Origin of the sequence: Vibrio qinghaiensis, assembly GCF_002257545.1 — a bacterium.
In the GTDB taxonomy this organism is placed as follows: domain Bacteria; phylum Pseudomonadota; class Gammaproteobacteria; order Enterobacterales; family Vibrionaceae; genus Vibrio; species Vibrio ordalii.
In genome coordinates, this window is record NZ_CP022741.1 from 558,258 (window position 1) to 576,173 (window position 17,916).

Below are 17,916 nucleotides of genomic sequence, written 5' to 3' on the forward strand. Positions count from 1 at the left end.
GGGGCTTTATGTTTTCCATTATTGATGCGGCGCTATCTCGTTCGCGCACCATGTTATCGCTGCTGATTTTTATCTTGTTTGCTGGTGTGGCGACTTACTTGTCGATCCCTAAAGAATCGAGCCCCGACATTACCATTCCTATCATTTATGTCTCTGTCAGCCATCAAGGTATATCACCGAGTGACGCTGAACGCCTTATCGTACGCCCGCTAGAGCAAGAAATGCGCTCTATTGAAGGGGTAAAAGAGATGACGTCAAATGCCTCTGAAGGTCATGCTTCTGTTGTCTTGGAATTTAATGTTGGCATCAATCTTGATAAAGCGATGGCAGATGTCCGAGATGCGGTTGATTTGGCTGAACCAAAATTACCAGCAGACAGCGATGAGCCGACTGTGAACGAAGTGACATTCGCATCAGAGCAACCGGTATTATCAGTGGTGCTTTATGGCACTTTACCAGAACGAGCTATTGTACAAATTGCAAGGCAGTTGAGAGACAAATTAGAAAGCTACCGACAAGTATTAGAAGTTGATATTGCTGGCGATCGCGAAGATATTGTTGAGATCATCGTCGATCCCCTATTGATGGAAAGTTACGGGCTCGATCAAGGCGATATCTATAATTTAATCGCGCTGAATAATAAAGTCGTTGCGGCGGGTTTTGTCGATACGGGCTACGGACGTTTTTCCGTAAAGGTTCCTTCTGTCTTTGAATCCTTGAAAGATGTATTAGAGCTTCCGGTGAAGGTTGATGGTAAGCAAGTAATCACTTTTGGTGATATCGCGACCGTCAGACGCGCATTTCGAGACCCTGAAAGCTTTGCTCGTTTAGATGGTAAATCGGCGGTGGTGTTAGATGTTAAAAAGCGTGCAGGTGAAAACATTATCGAAACCGTTGAGCTGGTAAAAACGGTGATGACAGAGGCGCAAAAACGGGAAGATTGGCCAAGTAATCTATTGGTCAAATACACGTGGGATGAGTCGAAAGACGTTGAGATCATGCTCAACGATCTGCAGAACAATATCCTATCGGCAATCATCTTAGTTGTAATTGTGATTATTGCTATTTTGGGAATGAGGACCGCCTTGCTGGTTGGAATTTCGATTCCGGGTTCATTTCTAACTGGGCTGTTAGTGTTGTCTGTATTTGGTTTGACCGTCAATATTATCGTGTTATTTGCTCTGATTATGGCGGTTGGCATGTTAGTTGACGGTGCTATAGTTGTGACTGAATTTGCCGATCGGCGTATGCAAGAAGGTATGCCTCGCAAAGAGGCGTACCGTGATGCTGCAAAACGGATGGCATGGCCGATTACCGCATCAACCGCTACTACTTTAGCTGCTTTTGCCCCTCTGCTTTTTTGGCCGGACATCACGGGTGAGTTTATGAAGTACTTGCCCCTCACGCTTATCGCTACTCTTGCCGCATCGCTGATCATGGCACTGCTTTTCGTACCTGTGCTGGGAGGCTTAATTGGTCGACCGCAACATGCTTCGGCTGCCAGTCAAGCACGGATGATTGCTTTACATGAAGGTGATTTTTCCCAAGCGACGGGCATCACCAAGCTCTATTATCACACGTTGGCCATTGCGATTCGTCACCCACTTAAAATACTGTTCAGTGCGATAGTGCTCGCGATTGTGATTGGCTTTGCTTATGCCAAAGCAGGGCTCGGTGCCGAATTCTTCCCAGAGGTTGATCCGCCTTATTTCACCGTTAAAGTTCGTTCTTATGGCGATCTTTCCATCCAAGAAAAAGACACCTTAATGCGAGAAATTGAGCAGGTGATGCTTGGTCATGAGGAATTTGAGAGCGTCTATACTCGAACGGGGGGAGAGGATGAAATTGGCCAGATTCAAATTACCCCTGTTGATTGGCAATATCGCCGCACCGTCAAAGCGATTATTGAAGAGCTTAAAAGCACTACGGATCAATTTTCAGGGGTAGAAATTGAGTATAAGTTTCCAGATGCAGGGCCACCCGTTGAACATGATCTGGTGATTGAAATGTCGGCGCGTACTCCTGAAAACCTTGATACGGCCGCTAAAATGGTCAGAAAGTGGGCTGATAACAATCTTGCGTTGACTAATATCAGTGACACCTCAAATAAAGAAGGAATTGACTGGCGAATTGATATTCGACGTGATGATGCTTCTCGATTTTCAGCCGATGCGACATTGGTAGGTAACACAGTGCAATTTGTGACTAATGGACTAAAAATTGGTGACTACTTGCCTGATGATGCAAACGAAGAGGTCGATATTTTGGTGCGTTATCCAGAGGATAAGCGGGATATTGGTCGATTTGATCAGTTACGGGTCAACACACCCGCAGGTCTGGTGCCGATAACCAATTTTGCGCAGATAAAACCGGATCACAAACAAGATACGATCAAACGGATTGATGGTCGACGGGTTATCGATATTATGGCGGATCTAAAGGAAGGGTATAATCTGGCCCTTGAATTGCCGAAAGTTACTCAAGCATTGTCGGAACTGAATTTACCTAATGGGGTGGAGTTTAAATTACGAGGGCAAAATGAAGAGCAGGAACATTCTTCAGAATTTCTAAAAAATGCCTTTTTGATTGCGCTGGTGGTTATGGGGTTAATTTTGGTTACGCAATTTAATAGTTTTTACCAAGCATTCCTCATTTTAAGTGCAGTACTGTTTTCAACGGTCGGAGTATTTGCTGGTCTGCTGATTTTCCAAAAACCTTTCGGCATTATTATGTCAGGTATTGGGGTCATCGCCTTGGCCGGCATCGTGGTAAATAACAATATCGTATTAATAGATACTTATAATCAACTGATACGCAGAGGCTTGTCAAAACAAGAGGCGATTTTACGCACTGGTGTTCAGCGTTTAAGGCCCGTTTTATTGACCACAGTGACGACTATTTTAGGGTTATTGCCAATGGTGCTGGAGATGAACATCGATTTAATTAACCAGAAAATTGAGTTTGGCGCTCCCAGTACGCAATGGTGGTCACAACTCGCCACGGCCGTTGCGGGAGGCCTTGCTTTTGCTACTGTCTTAACGTTAGTACTTACGCCTTGCTTGTTGATGTTGGGGCGTAAGGAACCAACACGGACTCTCGAAGAGTAATCGGCTCAATCATTACACAATGAGGCCCACATGATTGGTGGGCCTTTTCTTATTCTTTATTGGCATAGAGTAATTGGCTATAGCGTTCTAGCTTCCCAAGCCTAATTTGAGCATTGGCGATAAAGGTGGTTTTTGCTTGGCCCGTTAAGGATTTAGATTGCGGTAAAGAGACCGTTCTAGGGTTTTTGTGTACACCGTTGACCAAAAATTCATAGTGAAGATGAGGGCCGGTGACTCTGCCCGTCCCGCCTAATGTACCAATCGTTTGTCCTTGTTTGACTCGCTGACCTGTTTTAACCATGCGTCGTTGTAAGTGCAAATATTTGGTAATGTAGGTATTACTGTGACGTATAAACACATAATTACCATTAAATTGGTTGTAACTTGATTTTTCAACCACACCATCGCCAGCAGCCCAAATCGGGGTACCAACGGGCGCGGCGTAATCGGTTCCTCTGTGTGCAGTGACTTTTCCTGTGACGGGATGGCGACGGACAGGATTAAAATTCGATGTTACGCGACGAAAATCGATCGGCGAGCGCAAAAAAGCCTTTTTCATGGCTCGGCCATTTTCGTCATAGTAATTACCCGTAGCATCGTCCAATATTGCTGTGAACGTCGTTCCTTGGTTGGTAAAAGCGGCGGCAATAATATTTCCGCGGCCAATCACTTCACCTTCCACCACTTTTTCTTGGAATAGCAGCTTAAATTGGTCACCTTCACGAATATCTAACGCAAAATCGACATCCCAACCAAATATCCCCGCCAGCTCCATAATTTGATTTGCAGTTAAACCCGCGCTTATCCCCGCGTTCCAAAAATTTGAAGTAATACTCGCTTCAGCATAGTTGTACTGGAACATCAGCTCTTTTTTATCAAACTCAGAAGTAAAGCCATCGCCCGATTTAGTGATGCGAAAGCTTTCAAAAGCGCTAATAATGCGATTGAGTTGAACAAGTTCATTATTTTCATCAAAGCCAAATTGCAGCTCATCTCCTGGCTTAAGTCGTGACAGCTGGCTGTCAATATCACGATTTGTAGCCGTGAGTTGATAGAGTAAGCGAGCCGAAAGCCCAATTCGCTGAAATAATACCGCAGCACTTTCGCCAGGTTTAACTTGATAAGTTTCCCAACGTAACATCGCCGACGGAGATATGGGCACCCCGGGGGAGAGGGCTTCAGCATTAATGGTTAATGGATAGTGACGACCGATTTCTAGACGATTCGGATCTTTAGCAAGCTCTTCTGGATTTGGCAGAAATATCAGCGCGAAAACCATGAGAGCGCTTAAAAAGGCGATGAGGGTTCGATGCACCCAAGGGAGACGAGCAAAAATTGAAAGCATATCTAGGTTCGTTTAGTCAATTATAAAGAAATTAGCCAGTTCATTAGTCTAACTGGTTTCAAAAAGCATCGCTATTCAAGTAAGATGTTCAACTATTAAATTTTGCCAAATCTGTAGGAGTGAACAAGAATGGCGAGTATTGAAGCGGCTTTAGCTGAAATTAAACGCGGCGTTGAAGAGCTAATCCCAGAAGATGAATTGATTGCGAAACTGAAAGAAAACCGTCCACTGCGTATTAAATTAGGTGCTGATCCAACGGCTCCTGATATCCATCTTGGACATACGGTGATCCTCAATAAATTACGTGCATTTCAAGATTTGGGCCATGAAGTCACCTTTTTGATTGGTGATTTCACGGGTATGGTTGGTGACCCAAGCGGTAAAAATACCACGCGTCCACCGCTCACTCGTGACGATGTTTTGCGTAATGCTGAAACCTATAAGACACAAGTGTTTAAGATTCTTGATCCGGCTAAAACGAAAATTCAGTTTAACTCTGAATGGTTGTCTCTATTGGGCGCGGAAGGCATGATCCGTCTTGCATCGAACCAAACGGTGGCACGCATGCTAGAGCGCGATGATTTCAAAAAGCGCTACGCTAATGGTCAGCCTATTGCCATTCATGAATTCATGTATCCACTCCTACAGGGTTATGATTCAGTCGCGATGGAGACAGATGTTGAGCTTGGCGGTACTGACCAAAAATTCAACCTATTGATGGGCCGTGAACTGCAAAAAGCACATGGTCAAAAACCACAAGTTGTCTTGATGATGCCACTGCTTGTTGGTTTGGATGGCGAGAAAAAAATGTCCAAATCTGCGCACAACTACATTGGTGTCAGTGAATCGCCAAGTGAAATGTTTGGCAAAATCATGTCGATTTCTGACACATTAATGTGGAGCTACTACGAGCTGCTTTCTTTCCGTCCATTGGAAGAAGTCGCACAGTTCAAAGCTGATGTTGAAAATGGCACAAACCCACGCGATCTCAAAATCTTACTGGCGAAAGAGATCATTGCACGTTTTCACTCTAAAGAAGAGGCGGATGCGGCTGAGCAAGAGTTCATCAACCGCTTCCAAAAAGGTGCGATGCCAGAAGAGATGCCAGAATTTGAATTTGCAGCGGGTATTGCTATCACTAACCTGCTCAAAGAGGCGGGTTTAGTGGCTTCAACGTCTGATGCGATGCGAATGATCAAGCAAGGCGGTGCCAAACAAGATGGCGAAAAAATCGACGACAGTAAAAATGTACCAGCCGCGGGGACTTATGTTTACCAAGTCGGCAAGCGTAAGTTCGCACGAGTTACTGTAAAGTAACAATCACAATAAAGTGAACCGTTATTCATCAAAGCTCATCAAAGCGCCCAAGGGCGCTTTTTTAAATTAGAACCAGCGGTATTAGTTAGCCCAGTACTGCCTTCTATCGTCGATATTTCGGCTATGTGGATATACTTTAACGTGGTGAACTATTCATTAGAACTGAGCTGACTGAACTTAACGACATCTTCAAAGAAGAGCGTCTCAAATTGAGCAATTGGGGCGGTAACACTAGTGTTATTGCCTTGATCTTGCGGATAATAATCAGTGATGAATTGAACAAATAATGTACTCGGTTTTCCTTGTTTATCTAAACCGAAGCCCGCCATGTTATGCGTTCCATAAAGCGAACCACTTTTGGCAATCAGCTGCCCTTGTATAGCTTGGCCACGCATACTACGTCGGTACTGTAAGGTACCGGATTCACCTGCTTTAGGCATGATATCAATAAGCTTAAGGGTTTGATTATTAATCCAAATGTAATTCAGCACATCCACCATGTTTTGTACTGAAAGGCGGTTGTTACGTGATAAACCCGAACCATCAGCCAACTGAGCTTGTGCCAAGTTGATGCCTGTTCGAGAAAAAAGGATCTGCTTGATCGCCTCGGTGCCATTACTAAAACTGCCGGGTTGAATAAAAAAATGCTGGCCAAGTGTTTTGGTTAAACTGTCAGCAATCAAATTGTCAGACTCTTTAAGCATCATATCTAACAACGGGTACAGTGGTATAGATTGATGTGTTGCTATCAATGAACCCTTTTCTATGCTCAGCTCATCTTGCTTTACACCCAGCTTAACCTCGCCTAGCAATTCAATGCCCACTTGTTTGAGTTGCTTATAAAGCATACGTGTGGCGTATAAGTTTGGGTCTTGCACGGCAAACTTTAGTGGCAGAGGTTGTGTTCGCTCGGCCAAACAGCCGTCGAGCTGGTAATGGTTCTGCTCTGAAGTGCGCAGTTCTAAATCACAGCGAGCACTCTCTTGTTCAGTCTTAGTGACACTTCTTGCGTAGCTGGTCACGTGAATGGGATAGTGCTCAGGCACATAAACCCGAGTTTTCCCGTTCGGTTGCGTATAAATAGAGGCTTGCACACAATTACCATCCAGTGTGATTGCACTTGATGGGGCGCTATAGCATACCCCCAGAATATCCCAAGGTGATCCAACCGCGCGGTCGTAACCTGAAAAGGCTGAATTATCTAACCAAAGGTTGCCTTTTATTTGTGAGATGCCCTGTTTTTTTAGCTCGCTGAGTAGCTGCTTCATATCTTGGCTGGTTAACGTAGGGTCGCCAGAGAAGTGAATAACAATGTCATCGCCATGTTGAGTTAGCTGAGTCGTGAAGCGAAATTGTTCGCCAAGCTCTAGCGTGGCGGCAAGCGCGGTGAGTATTTTTAAAGTGCTGGCAGGAGGGAAAAGCGCTTGTATGTTATTAGTATCTTGAAAAACCTGTTCAGTGGCTAAAGAGTGAACGAATAAACCCACCCGAGTACCTTGTGGCAGTGTTTGCAAAGGCGTATACGCCAAAGTCGATAAAGGAAAGAAGAAGGAGAGGATGAATAAAAAAGCACTGCGGTTTAATAAGAGCATAACACGGCATTTCAGGGCGGAGTGTACATACAGTATAGCGAGATAAAAAAACGCCTGCTAGCAAGCAGGCGTTTTAAATCTATGACATTAAGCCAAGAATTAGAAGTCGTAACGTAGACCTAGTGCTAGTTCGTCTTCAGATGCAGCTTTACCTACTTTGTCTGAATCAAGTAGGTTGAAGTTGTAAGAGATGTACGAACGGAAGTTAGGTTTGAAGAAGTAAGTTGCATCAACTGCAAAGTTATCTTTTGAAGTTACATCACTTGTTTCAGCGTTGTTGTAAGTTGTTGTGAATACTGCTTGACCCATTGTGTAGGCTGCAGCTAGTTCATAACCAGTGTAATCAACGTTAGTGTCTTTTTCGCCGTCAGTGAATACACCTGCGAAGTAGAAATCAGAGATAGCGTAAGATGCAGCAAGCATGTACTCGTTTTGAGTATCTTGATCAGCATAACCTGCACCTAGCTTAACGCCAGTGTCGCCGATTGCATAGATAGCCGATAGAGAGTAGCCGTCTTGACCGTTATCCACATATTTATCGTTGGTAGTATCAACTGAAGCATCAGCAAAACGATAGCTTGCTTTAACGCCTAGGTTTTCGAATTGGCCTTTATAAGCCACCATGTTGTCTACGCGGTCCGCTACAGCAATTTTGTCTGCTGCAGAGTTACCGTGGTAAGCCATGATATCCGTAAAGTCAGTGATAACACCTAGCGCGCCGTCGTTTTTACCGTAAGTCACTTCACCGAAGTTACCGCCGATACCTGCATAAGTGTAACGGTTGTCTAGGTTGTTGTTAGTTTTGTTTGTACCTTGGTCGTTAGTAGTGAATTCACCTTCGTAGAAACCAACACCGTATAGGCTGTCGTTGATTGCTACTTTACCTAGGAAGTTTAGACGTACGCGTGATGCATCGTCCGCTTTGCCATCTTTAAGAGAAAGACGTGCTTCTGCGCGGCCACCCATTTCTAGAGATGTACCGTCTTGGTTGTATAGCTCACCAGCATTTACACCAGTTACTACTGCAGCAGCTGATACTGCTAAAGCAATCAGAGTTTTGTTCATCTTATTAGTCCTAATTTACTGTCCATAAATATTTTTATTTGCGACGTCTATATCGTCCTTCGAGTGCTTTTGAACATTGAGTTGCATAGGTTGGGTTTTGTAAACCTTCACTAACGAACAACCAAACGTTACTAGCATTTCGTGTTCTACTTTTTACTCTTAAGTTCCGAAATTAGTTAGTAAAATGATATAAAACAGGTTTATGAACACCGTTTTATTTCATGTAAATAAATATCAAGATTTTGTTTTTAAAGTGTTTTTTTTGTTTTTATTAACTGGTCTGAATAGTTCAATTTTTATTTTTTTTTAGCGAGGTGGGTCGTTTTTTTAAACAAAAACATTGGCTTAAATGAGGTTTGCGTCTATTTATTATCATATTCTTATGGGCACGTTGACGAACATCTGACACTGATGAGTTGTGATTTAAGATGATTTAGTCACGAAGTTTGATTACACTATTTAGCAACTATGTTAATCCATGTACTACCTAACCTTTGTGGTTGGGTAGTTTTGTTTTGCCCAAATACGAATTTTGGCACTAGAGGTATACAATGGAAAAAGTTCCAATGACAGTTCGTGGTGAACAGTTGCTGCGTGAAGAGTTAGATCGGCTGTTAAAATTACGTCCTCAAATTACCCAAGCAATTGCAACCGCACGTGAACTTGGCGATTTAAAAGAAAATGCGGAATATCACGCAGCTCGAGAAGAGCAAGGTATTTGTGAGGCTCAAATCCGTGATATCGAATATAAGCTATCTGTGGCTCAGGTGATTGATATCACTAAAATGGAAAATACAGGTAAAGTGATTTTTGGTTCAACAGTGACATTGATTGATAGTAATACTGATGAAGTGAAACGCTACCAGATTGTGGGTGAAGATGAAGCTGAGATTAAATCTGGGCGCATTTCTGTCAGCTCACCGATTGCCCGCGGTTTGATCGGTAAAATGGAAGGTGATGAGGTGATTATCGCCACCCCTGGTGGTGATAAAGATTTCGAAATCGATAAAGTTGAATACCTCTAATTCATTTCAACAACAATCAAAAAGGTCGCAGTGTGCGACCTTTTTTGTCTGTATCCATCAGAGTCAGAGCGTCAATGACGCGACTGATTACTTGCGAGGGATCTCGATTTTACGTTGCTCTGTTTGACGAAATAGTACGAGAATCTTACCAATGGTTTGTACTTTTTCTGCGCCAGTCTCACGCACGATAGCATCGATAATCAACTGCTTAGTTTCGCGATCTTCGGATGCGACTTTCACTTTGATCAGTTCGTGGTGGTTGAGGGCAATCTCGATTTCCGCTAGAACAGCCTCAGTGAGTCCATTCGCGCCCATCAGTACAACAGGTTTCAAACTGTGTGCTAGGCCTTTAAGGTGCTGCTTTTGTTTGGTGCTTAGGTTCATTATGCGGCCAATTTTATTTAATATAAGGGTTGAAAAAAGCTATTTTAACGCCATCTATCCCTGAAGACTATATTTTCTACCATACTTTCTTGGATGGAAACATTTCAGTTAGGAATCGAATGAGTAAACAGAAGCATTCGGCCAGCTCCAGCCGCTGGTTGAAAGAACATTTTGATGATAAATACGTGAATGAAGCCAAAAAGAGAGGTTATCGTTCGCGTGCTATTTTCAAAATAGAAGAGATTCAAAATAAAGATAAACTGCTTAGACCTGGAATGACGGTTGTGGATTTAGGGGCGGCTCCCGGCGGTTGGTCTCAATATTCAGCGGGTATCGTCGGTGATAAAGGTCGAGTGATCGCGTGTGATATTTTACCTATGGATCCTATTGTCGGTGTTGCTTTTTTACAGGGCGATTTTCGTGAAGAGGCCGTGCTGGAAGCACTATTAGATCGTATACAGCCTGATATGGTTGATGTAGTGATGTCAGACATGGCACCTAACATCGCCGGAAATAATTCGGTTGATCAGCCAAGGGCAATGTATTTGGTCGAACTAGCTCTAGATATGTGTCGACAAGTTCTTACTCCAAATGGTAGTTTTGTGGTCAAGGTTTTTCAGGGAGAAGGCTTTGATGACTATGTCAAAGAAGTTCGAAACCTGTTTAAAGTCGTGAAAATAAGAAAACCAGACTCTTCGCGAGCTCGCTCAAGAGAAGTCTTTGTTGTAGCCACTGGTTACAAAGGTTAACGTTTTTGCCGTACAAGGCATAAGTTAACATATGGCTACAGGTTACAAACTGTAGTACCCTACCTTTAATTACAATTAGTTATCGCGAGGCTTACACCTTGAGTGATATGGCAAAAAATTTAATTCTGTGGCTAGTTATTGCTGTCGTTTTAATGTCGGTATTCCAGAGCTTTGGCCCTGGAGATAGTAACGGCAAAGCGGTGGATTACACCACGTTCGTACAGGAAGTTGGCCAAGGCCAGATTCAAGAAGCTCAATTTAACAATAGTGAAATTTCCTTTACTCGTAGAGGAGGCGGTACTCGCTATGTAACTTATATGCCTGTGTATGATCAAAAACTGCTTGATGATTTGATTAATCAAAACGTTAAAGTACAAGGCACACCACCAGAAGAACAAAGTTTGCTCGGAACCATTTTTATCTCTTGGTTCCCGATGATCCTACTGATCGGTGTTTGGATATTCTTCATGCGTCAAATGCAAGGTGGCGGTGGCAAAGGTGCCATGTCATTTGGTAAGAGCAAAGCTCGTATGATGGGTGAAGAGCAGATCAAAACCACGTTTGGTGATGTAGCGGGTTGTGACGAAGCTAAAGAAGATGTGAAAGAGCTTGTGGATTACTTGCGTGACCCAAGCCGATTCCAAAAACTGGGTGGCAAAATTCCAACCGGTGTTTTGATGGTTGGTCCTCCTGGTACAGGTAAAACATTACTGGCAAAAGCGATTGCTGGTGAGGCGAAAGTTCCATTCTTCACTATATCTGGTTCTGATTTCGTTGAAATGTTTGTTGGTGTCGGTGCATCTCGTGTACGTGACATGTTCGAGCAAGCGAAAAAGGCTTCACCTTGTATCATCTTTATTGATGAGATTGATGCGGTAGGTCGCCAACGTGGTGCTGGTGTCGGCGGTGGTCACGATGAGCGTGAGCAGACGTTAAACCAAATGTTGGTTGAAATGGATGGTTTTGAAGGCAATGAAGGCGTTATCGTCATTGCAGCAACCAACCGTCCAGACGTTTTAGACCCAGCATTGCTGCGTCCGGGGCGTTTTGACCGTCAAGTGGTGGTCGGTTTACCTGATGTTCGCGGTCGTGAACAAATTTTGAAAGTTCATATGCGCAAAGTACCTTTAGCTGGTGATGTTGAACCTTCATTGATTGCTCGCGGAACACCGGGTTTCTCTGGTGCCGATTTGGCAAACTTAGTGAACGAGGCGGCGTTATTCTCTGCTCGCGGTAACAAACGCAATGTTTCAATGGTTGAGTTTGAGTTAGCAAAAGACAAAATCATGATGGGTGCTGAACGTCGTTCGATGGTGATGTCTGAAGAAACGAAAGCATCGACAGCTTATCATGAAGCAGGACACGCCATTGTTGGTCGTTTGGTGCCTGAACATGACCCTGTTTATAAAGTATCGATTATTCCACGTGGTCGAGCTTTAGGTGTAACGATGTACTTGCCTGAACAAGACCGAGTCAGCATGTCTAAGCTGCATCTTGAGTCTATGATTTCAAGCTTGTATGGCGGTCGTTTAGCGGAAGAGTTAATTTACGGCCCAGAAAACGTTTCAACTGGTGCATCAAACGATATCGAACGTGCGACAGCTATTGCTCGTAAGATGGTTACTCAATGGGGCTTTTCGGAAAAACTTGGCCCATTGTTGTACGCAGAAGATGAAGGTGAAGTGTTTTTAGGGCGCAGCGTGACTCAAACTAAGCATGTGTCTGAAGATACGGCTAAGTTGATTGATGACGAAGTGCGTAAAATTATTGATCGCAACTATGATCGTGCGCGTAAAATCCTTGAAGAGAACATGGACATTATGCACACAATGAAAGATGCGTTGATGAAATACGAAACGATTGATGCAGGCCAAATTGATGACTTAATGGAGCGTAAAACCGAGATTCGTGAACCTGCAGGATGGGCTGATCAAGCCAAAGCTCAAGCAGAAAAAGCGGAAGCGGAAAAAGCTCAAGAGCCAAAAGTAGAGCCAGCAGCAGAAGACGAAGTAACCACTGAGTCTTCAGAAAAGAAAGATGCTGAGTAATCGTTAATATTCAAATTAAACCCCGAGCTTTCTCGGGGTTTTTCTGTTTTAGAGCAAAATGAAGATTCAAACCCCAACAAAGACACTTATCCTCGATCGTCCTCATGTCATGGGTATCTTGAACATGACACCGGATTCATTTTCCGATGGTGGGAAATTTAACGCGCTAGATCTGGCACTAGAGCATGCCGATAAAATGATTGCCGCAGGTGTCAGTATTATTGACATTGGAGGGGAGTCAACTCGGCCGGGCGCTCCAGAAGTGACTCTCGATGACGAATTATCTCGTGTTATTCCTATTATTAAAGCTATTCGTGCAAAGCATGACGTCTGGATTTCAATTGACACCAGTAAAGCTGAGGTGATGCGTCAGGCGGTTGAGGCTGGTGCTGACTTGATTAATGATGTTCGTGCACTGCAAGAGCCGGGGGCATTAGAGGTTGCGGCTAAAGCACAAGTGCCTGTCTGTATCATGCATATGCAAGGCCAGCCACGAACGATGCAAACTAGCCCACATTATCAAGATGTGTTAGCTGATGTTAAGCTCTTTCTAGAAGATCGAGTCGCAGCGTGCACGCGCGCGGGGATCGCGCGCGAAAATATTATTCTCGATCCTGGTTTTGGATTTGGCAAAACCGTTGAGCATAATTATCATCTGCTTGCTCATTTAGATGCCTTTCATCAATTTGGTTTGCCGATATTGGCTGGAATGTCTCGTAAGTCAATGATTTTTAAAATACTCAATAAAAAACCAGCTGAATGTATGGTGGCGAGCGTTACCTGCGCAGCTGTTGCTGCAATGAAAGGTGCACACATTATTCGGGTTCATGATGTGAACGAAACCATTGAAGCAATGAAAATAGTACAAACCATTATTCAAAATAGTTAACAATAATAATTAAGGAAAAACCATGTCTGACAAAAGACGTTACTTTGGTACAGATGGTGTCCGCGGTAAGGTTGGACAGTATCCTATCACTCCCGATTTCGTATTAAAGCTTGGCTGGGCGGCCGGTCGTGTATTGGCAAAACAAGGCACGAAAAAAGTCATTATTGGTAAAGATACGCGTATTTCAGGCTATATGCTTGAGTCGGCTTTAGAGGCGGGCTTAGCCGCCGCAGGATTAAAAGCAATTTTTACCGGACCTATGCCGACGCCAGCGGTTGCTTACCTGACTCAAACCTTTCGTGCGGAAGCGGGGATCGTTATCTCAGCGTCGCATAATCCTTATTACGATAACGGCATCAAATTCTTCTCATCCGAAGGGACTAAATTACCTGATGAAATTGAATTGGAGATCGAAGCTGAATTGGATAAACCGATTGAGTGTGTCGAGTCTGCCGAACTTGGTAAGGCTTCACGAATGGTCGATGCTGCAGGGCGATATATTGAGTTTTGTAAAAGTACCTTTCCATCTCAATGGAATTTATCAAAGCTGAAAATCGTCGTTGACTGTGCTCATGGTGCCACCTATCACATCGCGCCTAATGTGTTTAAGGAACTTGGCGCTGAAGTGATAGCAATGGGGGTTGAGCCAGATGGTCTGAATATTAATGACGAAGTTGGAGCAACGGATGTCCGTGCGTTGCAACAGCGCGTTGTGGCAGAAAAAGCAGATTTAGGACTGGCATTTGATGGTGATGGCGATCGCTTAATTATGGTTGATGAGCTTGGCAATAAAGTGGATGGAGATCAAATTGCCTATATCATCGCCCGTGATGCCCTGCGACGTGGAGAATTAAAAGGTGGTGTTGTTGGAACGCTAATGACAAACCTTGGTATGGAAAACGGCTTAAAGCAGTTAGGTATCCCTTTTGTGCGCGCGGCGGTTGGCGACCGTTATGTGATGGAAAAATTGCTGGCAAAAGGTTGGAAAATTGGCGCGGAAAATTCAGGGCACATCATACTGCTAGACAAAGTGACTACGGGTGATGCGATTGTTGCGGCGTTGCAAGTTCTTGCTTCCGTTGTGGGCAGTGAAATGTCGCTCAATGAACTGGCTAAAGGCATGACGCTTTACCCGCAGGTTTTAGAAAACGTACGTTTTAGTGGTGATTCCAACCCATTAGAAGCTGAAGCGGTAAAAGCGGCTGTAGCTGCCGTAGAAGCGGAACTTGGTAACCAAGGTCGAGTGCTCTTGCGTAAATCAGGTACTGAACCTTTATTGCGCGTGATGGTGGAAGGGGAAGATGCTGAGCTAGTAAAAAATTCAGCATTAAAGATAGCGCAAGCGGTTAAAGATAATTGCTAACCAGAAAAATAATATGAGTTAACCTAGGATTTCATGACCGTAATTCGGCTTGAAATCTTATGGTTAGCTATACATATAGGGTGTTGTTGCCCTTTTTTTAACCGCTTGAAGCATAAACTCCATTTTTTTATAAAATACTCCTTGTCAGCATGGGATGCATTCGTTAGTATTGCGTCCGCCTTCGTTGAGGAGGTCGCTAGCCTTGTTCAAGTCAGTTGATAAGAACGGCGCTGGCTCAACTATTTGGAACATAGGTGGAAGTAATGTTTACAGTTCTACTTGTGATTTACCTGTTGGCAGCGCTTGGTATCATTGGCCTAGTGTTAATTCAACAAGGTAAAGGCGCAGATATGGGAGCCTCTTTCGGTGCTGGCGCGTCAAACACTGTGTTTGGTGCTAGTGGCTCAGGAAATTTCCTAACCCGAATGACTGCAATTTTTGCAACCGTATTCTTTATTCTTAGTTTGGCATTGGGCAATTTGTCTACGCATAAAACTGAATCACAATGGATTGACCCAACTAAAGGTCAAGTGATTGAGCAAACTACGGATACAGCGAGTGACGTGCCAGTAAAATCTGGTGACGAAATCCCGCAATAACTTATCTTAGATAAGTACAAATAATTGCCGAGATGGTGAAATTGGTAGACACACTAGCATGAGGTGCTAGCGCCTTAGGTGTGAGGGTTCGAGTCCCTCTCTCGGCACCATTATTTACAAACTTGTAAATCACTTGATAGAGCGTATAATGCTCGCAAGTCGGACGCGGGGTGGAGCAGCTTGGTAGCTCGTCGGGCTCATAACCCGAAGGTCGTCGGTTCAAATCCGGCCCCCGCAACCAATTCTTTTTGGGTTTTGGATGCAAGTTTGTGCAGTGTCAACCTCACTGCAATTGAGAATTTAGATTCTCAATCATCAGGGTCCAGCAACAAAAAACCCCGACTAATCGGGGTTTTTTGTTATCTGAGTTTCTCAAGTATGAGATTTTCAGATAGTTGCTTGGAATTTAAATTGGGCTCTGTGCCCTTTTTTTGTTTCTGGAGTGGTTTAAATGACTGGTTTAGAAAGACAACTTACTGAAATGCTTGACGCTCCAGTAGCGGCATCAGGTTATGAGTTAGTTGGATTAGAATTTATTCGTGCCGGAGAGCACTCAACATTACGCATCTATATTGATCATGAAAACGGTATTAACGTTGATGATTGCGCAGAAGTGAGCCATCAAGTGAGTGCTGTGCTCGATGTTGAAGATCCAATTTCTGTGGCTTACAACCTAGAAGTTTCTTCACCAGGTTTAGAGAGACCACTTTTTAAAGCAGCGCATTATGAACAGTTTATTGGTCACGAAGTCAGCATCGTTTTGAAAATGGGTGTCGGCAACCGTCGCAAATGGAAAGGAATTATCCATTCTATTGATGGCGAAACCGTTGCAATTAGCGTTGATGGGAAAGAAGAACTATTTGCGCTAAGCAATATTTCTAAAGCTAACCTGATCCCTAAATTTTAGTTCTCCTAGAGAAAAGAGCTTAAGAGGCTAGATTAAATGAGTAAAGAAATTTTAGCGGTAGTTGAGGCGGTTTCGAACGAGAAGGCCGTACCTCGTGAGCGTATTTTTGAGGCGCTTGAAACTGCGCTTGCCACATCAACAAAGAAGAAACATGAAATTGAAGTCGATGTACGTGTTGCTATCGACCGTAAAACGGGTGAGTTTGAAACTTTTCGCCGTTGGTTAATCGTTGAAAATGTTGAACATCCAACAAAAGAAATTTCATACGATGCAGCTAAATACGACGACGAAACGGCTGAACTTGGTCAATATATTGAAGATCAAATTGAATCAGTGACCTTTGACCGTATTACAACACAAACAGCAAAACAGGTTATCGTACAAAAAGTGCGTGAAGCTGAACGTGCGCAAATCGTCGAACAGTTTATTGATAACGAAGGTGAGTTGGTTACTGGCGTTGTTAAGAAAGTAAACCGTGATTCGGTTATTCTGGATTTAGGTAATAACGCTGAAGCGGTTATTTTACGTGATGACCAGCTACCGCGTGAAAACTTTCGTCCAGGTGACCGAGTGCGTGGTCTGCTATATGCGGTACGTCCTGAAGCGCGCGGATTCCAACTCTTCATTACTCGTTCAAAACCAGAAATGCTCGCTGAGCTATTCCGTGTAGAAGTGCCAGAAATCGGTGAAGAGCTGATTGAATTGAAAGCCGCGGCTCGTGATCCGGGTTCGCGTGCGAAAATTGCAGTCAAAACCAATGACAAACGCATTGACCCTGTGGGCGCGTGTGTCGGTATGCGTGGAGCACGTGTTCAAGCCGTATCGAGTGAACTTGGCGGTGAGCGCATTGATATCGTTCTTTGGGATGATAACCCAGCCCAATTTGTTATCAATGCAATGGCACCAGCAGATGTTGCATCGATCATCATGGATGAAGATACGCACTCAATTGATATTGCTGTTGAAGCGGATAACCTAGCGCAAGCAATCGGTCGTAATGGTCAAAACGTACGTCTCGCTTCTCAACTGACCGGTTGGGAATTGAATGTCATGACGGTTGCTGATCTACAGAAAAAACATCAAGAAGAGTCGATGGCTTCTATTGAAAACTTCATGAAGTATCTTGATATTGAGCAAGACTTCGCTGAGTTATTGGTTGAAGAAGGCTTCTCAACGCTTGAAGAAGTGGCTTATGTACCAGTTGCAGAGCTACTTGAAGTTGACGGTCTTGATGAAGATATTATTGAAACATTGCGTACTCGTGCGAAGGATGCGTTGACTACGATCGCATTAGCACAAGAAGAGTCTTTTGAAGGGTTAGAGCCAGCGGAAGATCTGCTTGCACTAGCAGGTTTAGAGCGTGAAATGGCCTTTAAACTCGCAGCAAAAGGCGTAGTTACATTAGAAGATCTTGCTGACCAAGGTATTGATGACCTCGAAAATATTGAAGGTCTAACAGAAGAACGCGCAGGTCAACTGATCATGGCAGCGCGCAATATTTGTTGGTTTAGCGAAGAAGAATAATT

14 protein-coding genes, 2 tRNA genes and 1 pseudogene are annotated in these 17,916 nt (G+C 43.8%); 13 read left to right on the forward strand and 4 right to left on the reverse strand.

The window, feature by feature from the left end; genetic code table 11:
- Positions 1–8: 8 nt before the first annotated feature.
- Complete coding sequence (locus tag CCZ37_RS02740; RefSeq protein WP_094499690.1) at positions 9–3,107, forward strand: efflux RND transporter permease subunit; 3,099 nt, start codon at positions 9–11, stop codon at positions 3,105–3,107.
- 49 nt (positions 3,108–3,156) lie between these two features.
- On the opposite strand, the gene shyC is transcribed toward CCZ37_RS02740, so the two are convergent.
- Positions 3,157–4,452, reverse strand: coding sequence for a peptidoglycan DD-endopeptidase ShyC (gene shyC / locus CCZ37_RS02745; protein WP_094499691.1), 1,296 nt, complete (start codon positions 4,450–4,452; stop codon positions 3,157–3,159).
- Positions 4,453–4,581: 129 nt separating this feature from the next.
- Here shyC and tyrS point away from each other — a divergent pair, with 129 nt between their 5' ends.
- A complete protein-coding gene (gene tyrS / locus CCZ37_RS02750) occupies positions 4,582–5,769 on the forward strand; it encodes a tyrosine--tRNA ligase (RefSeq protein WP_013857629.1) in 1,188 nt (395 codons plus the stop codon).
- Between the two features lie 54 nt (positions 5,770–5,823).
- Positions 5,824–5,940, forward strand: a pseudogene (locus tag CCZ37_RS02755) (magnesium transporter); the annotation flags it as partial.
- Here CCZ37_RS02755 and dacB read toward each other — a convergent pair.
- Together dacB and ompU are read right to left on the reverse strand one after the other, a co-directional pair.
- A complete protein-coding gene (gene dacB / locus CCZ37_RS02760; protein ID WP_094499692.1) occupies positions 5,919–7,361 on the reverse strand; it encodes a serine-type D-Ala-D-Ala carboxypeptidase in 1,443 nt (480 codons plus the stop codon). The pseudogene CCZ37_RS02755 and the gene dacB overlap by 22 nt on opposite strands.
- Positions 7,362–7,460: 99 nt before the next feature.
- Positions 7,461–8,426: a porin OmpU gene (ompU, locus tag CCZ37_RS02765; protein ID WP_094133696.1), complete on the reverse strand. Its 966-nt coding sequence runs from the start codon at positions 8,424–8,426 to the stop codon at positions 7,461–7,463.
- A gap of 551 nt (positions 8,427–8,977) precedes the next feature.
- On the opposite strand from ompU, the gene greA reads away from it, so the two are divergent.
- Entirely contained in the window at positions 8,978–9,451 is a 474-nt protein-coding gene (gene greA, locus CCZ37_RS02770) for a transcription elongation factor GreA (RefSeq protein WP_010318528.1), read from the forward strand.
- A gap of 87 nt (positions 9,452–9,538) precedes the next feature.
- On the opposite strand, the gene yhbY is transcribed toward greA, so the two are convergent.
- On the reverse strand, positions 9,539–9,835 hold the full coding sequence (gene yhbY / locus CCZ37_RS02775) for a ribosome assembly RNA-binding protein YhbY (protein ID WP_010318529.1): 297 nt from the start codon (positions 9,833–9,835) through the stop codon (positions 9,539–9,541).
- Between the two features lie 119 nt (positions 9,836–9,954).
- On the opposite strand from yhbY, the gene rlmE reads away from it, so the two are divergent.
- The 9 genes from rlmE (at position 9,955) to nusA (ending at position 17,914) form a co-directional block, all read left to right on the forward strand.
- Entirely contained in the window at positions 9,955–10,584 is a 630-nt protein-coding gene (gene rlmE / locus CCZ37_RS02780) for a 23S rRNA (uridine(2552)-2'-O)-methyltransferase RlmE (protein WP_010318530.1), read from the forward strand.
- A gap of 98 nt (positions 10,585–10,682) precedes the next feature.
- Positions 10,683–12,632, forward strand: a complete 1,950-nt coding sequence (gene ftsH, locus CCZ37_RS02785; RefSeq protein ID WP_094499693.1) for an ATP-dependent zinc metalloprotease FtsH — start codon at positions 10,683–10,685, stop codon at positions 12,630–12,632.
- A gap of 58 nt (positions 12,633–12,690) precedes the next feature.
- Complete coding sequence (folP, locus tag CCZ37_RS02790) at positions 12,691–13,521, forward strand: dihydropteroate synthase (protein WP_094499694.1); 831 nt, start codon at positions 12,691–12,693, stop codon at positions 13,519–13,521.
- Between the two features lie 22 nt (positions 13,522–13,543).
- A complete protein-coding gene (gene glmM / locus CCZ37_RS02795; protein WP_088720912.1) occupies positions 13,544–14,884 on the forward strand; it encodes a phosphoglucosamine mutase in 1,341 nt (446 codons plus the stop codon).
- 263 nt (positions 14,885–15,147) lie between these two features.
- A complete protein-coding gene (secG, locus tag CCZ37_RS02800) occupies positions 15,148–15,483 on the forward strand; it encodes a preprotein translocase subunit SecG (RefSeq protein ID WP_010318534.1) in 336 nt (111 codons plus the stop codon).
- A 26-nt stretch (positions 15,484–15,509) separates the two neighbouring features.
- A tRNA-Leu gene (locus CCZ37_RS02805) sits at positions 15,510–15,593 on the forward strand.
- 54 nt (positions 15,594–15,647) lie between these two features.
- Positions 15,648–15,724 (forward strand) — tRNA-Met (locus tag CCZ37_RS02810).
- Between the two features lie 210 nt (positions 15,725–15,934).
- The gene (gene rimP, locus CCZ37_RS02815) at positions 15,935–16,390 is read left to right on the forward strand and encodes a ribosome maturation factor RimP (RefSeq protein WP_013857619.1); all 456 of its coding nucleotides are present in this window, start codon (positions 15,935–15,937) and stop codon (positions 16,388–16,390) included.
- Positions 16,391–16,426: 36 nt separating this feature from the next.
- A complete protein-coding gene (gene nusA, locus CCZ37_RS02820; RefSeq protein ID WP_094499695.1) occupies positions 16,427–17,914 on the forward strand; it encodes a transcription termination factor NusA in 1,488 nt (495 codons plus the stop codon).
- Positions 17,915–17,916 lie beyond the last annotated feature (2 nt).

What these genes read in the sequence shown, in the direction of transcription:
- CCZ37_RS02740 (WP_094499690.1), top strand. Translation starts at nt 9, where the DNA reads ATGTTTTCCATTATTGATGCGGCGCTATCTCGTTCGCGCACCATGTTA.
- shyC (WP_094499691.1), bottom strand. Translation starts at nt 4,452, where the DNA reads ATGCTTTCAATTTTTGCTCGTCTCCCTTGGGTGCATCGAACCCTCATC.
- tyrS (WP_013857629.1), top strand. Translation starts at nt 4,582, where the DNA reads ATGGCGAGTATTGAAGCGGCTTTAGCTGAAATTAAACGCGGCGTTGAA.
- dacB (WP_094499692.1), bottom strand. Translation starts at nt 7,361, where the DNA reads ATGCTCTTATTAAACCGCAGTGCTTTTTTATTCATCCTCTCCTTCTTC.
- ompU (WP_094133696.1), bottom strand. Translation starts at nt 8,426, where the DNA reads ATGAACAAAACTCTGATTGCTTTAGCAGTATCAGCTGCTGCAGTAGTA.
- greA (WP_010318528.1), top strand. Translation starts at nt 8,978, where the DNA reads ATGGAAAAAGTTCCAATGACAGTTCGTGGTGAACAGTTGCTGCGTGAA.
- yhbY (WP_010318529.1), bottom strand. Translation starts at nt 9,835, where the DNA reads ATGAACCTAAGCACCAAACAAAAGCAGCACCTTAAAGGCCTAGCACAC.
- rlmE (WP_010318530.1), top strand. Translation starts at nt 9,955, where the DNA reads ATGAGTAAACAGAAGCATTCGGCCAGCTCCAGCCGCTGGTTGAAAGAA.
- folP (WP_094499694.1), top strand. Translation starts at nt 12,691, where the DNA reads ATGAAGATTCAAACCCCAACAAAGACACTTATCCTCGATCGTCCTCAT.
- glmM (WP_088720912.1), top strand. Translation starts at nt 13,544, where the DNA reads ATGTCTGACAAAAGACGTTACTTTGGTACAGATGGTGTCCGCGGTAAG.
- secG (WP_010318534.1), top strand. Translation starts at nt 15,148, where the DNA reads ATGTTTACAGTTCTACTTGTGATTTACCTGTTGGCAGCGCTTGGTATC.
- rimP (WP_013857619.1), top strand. Translation starts at nt 15,935, where the DNA reads ATGACTGGTTTAGAAAGACAACTTACTGAAATGCTTGACGCTCCAGTA.
- nusA (WP_094499695.1), top strand. Translation starts at nt 16,427, where the DNA reads ATGAGTAAAGAAATTTTAGCGGTAGTTGAGGCGGTTTCGAACGAGAAG.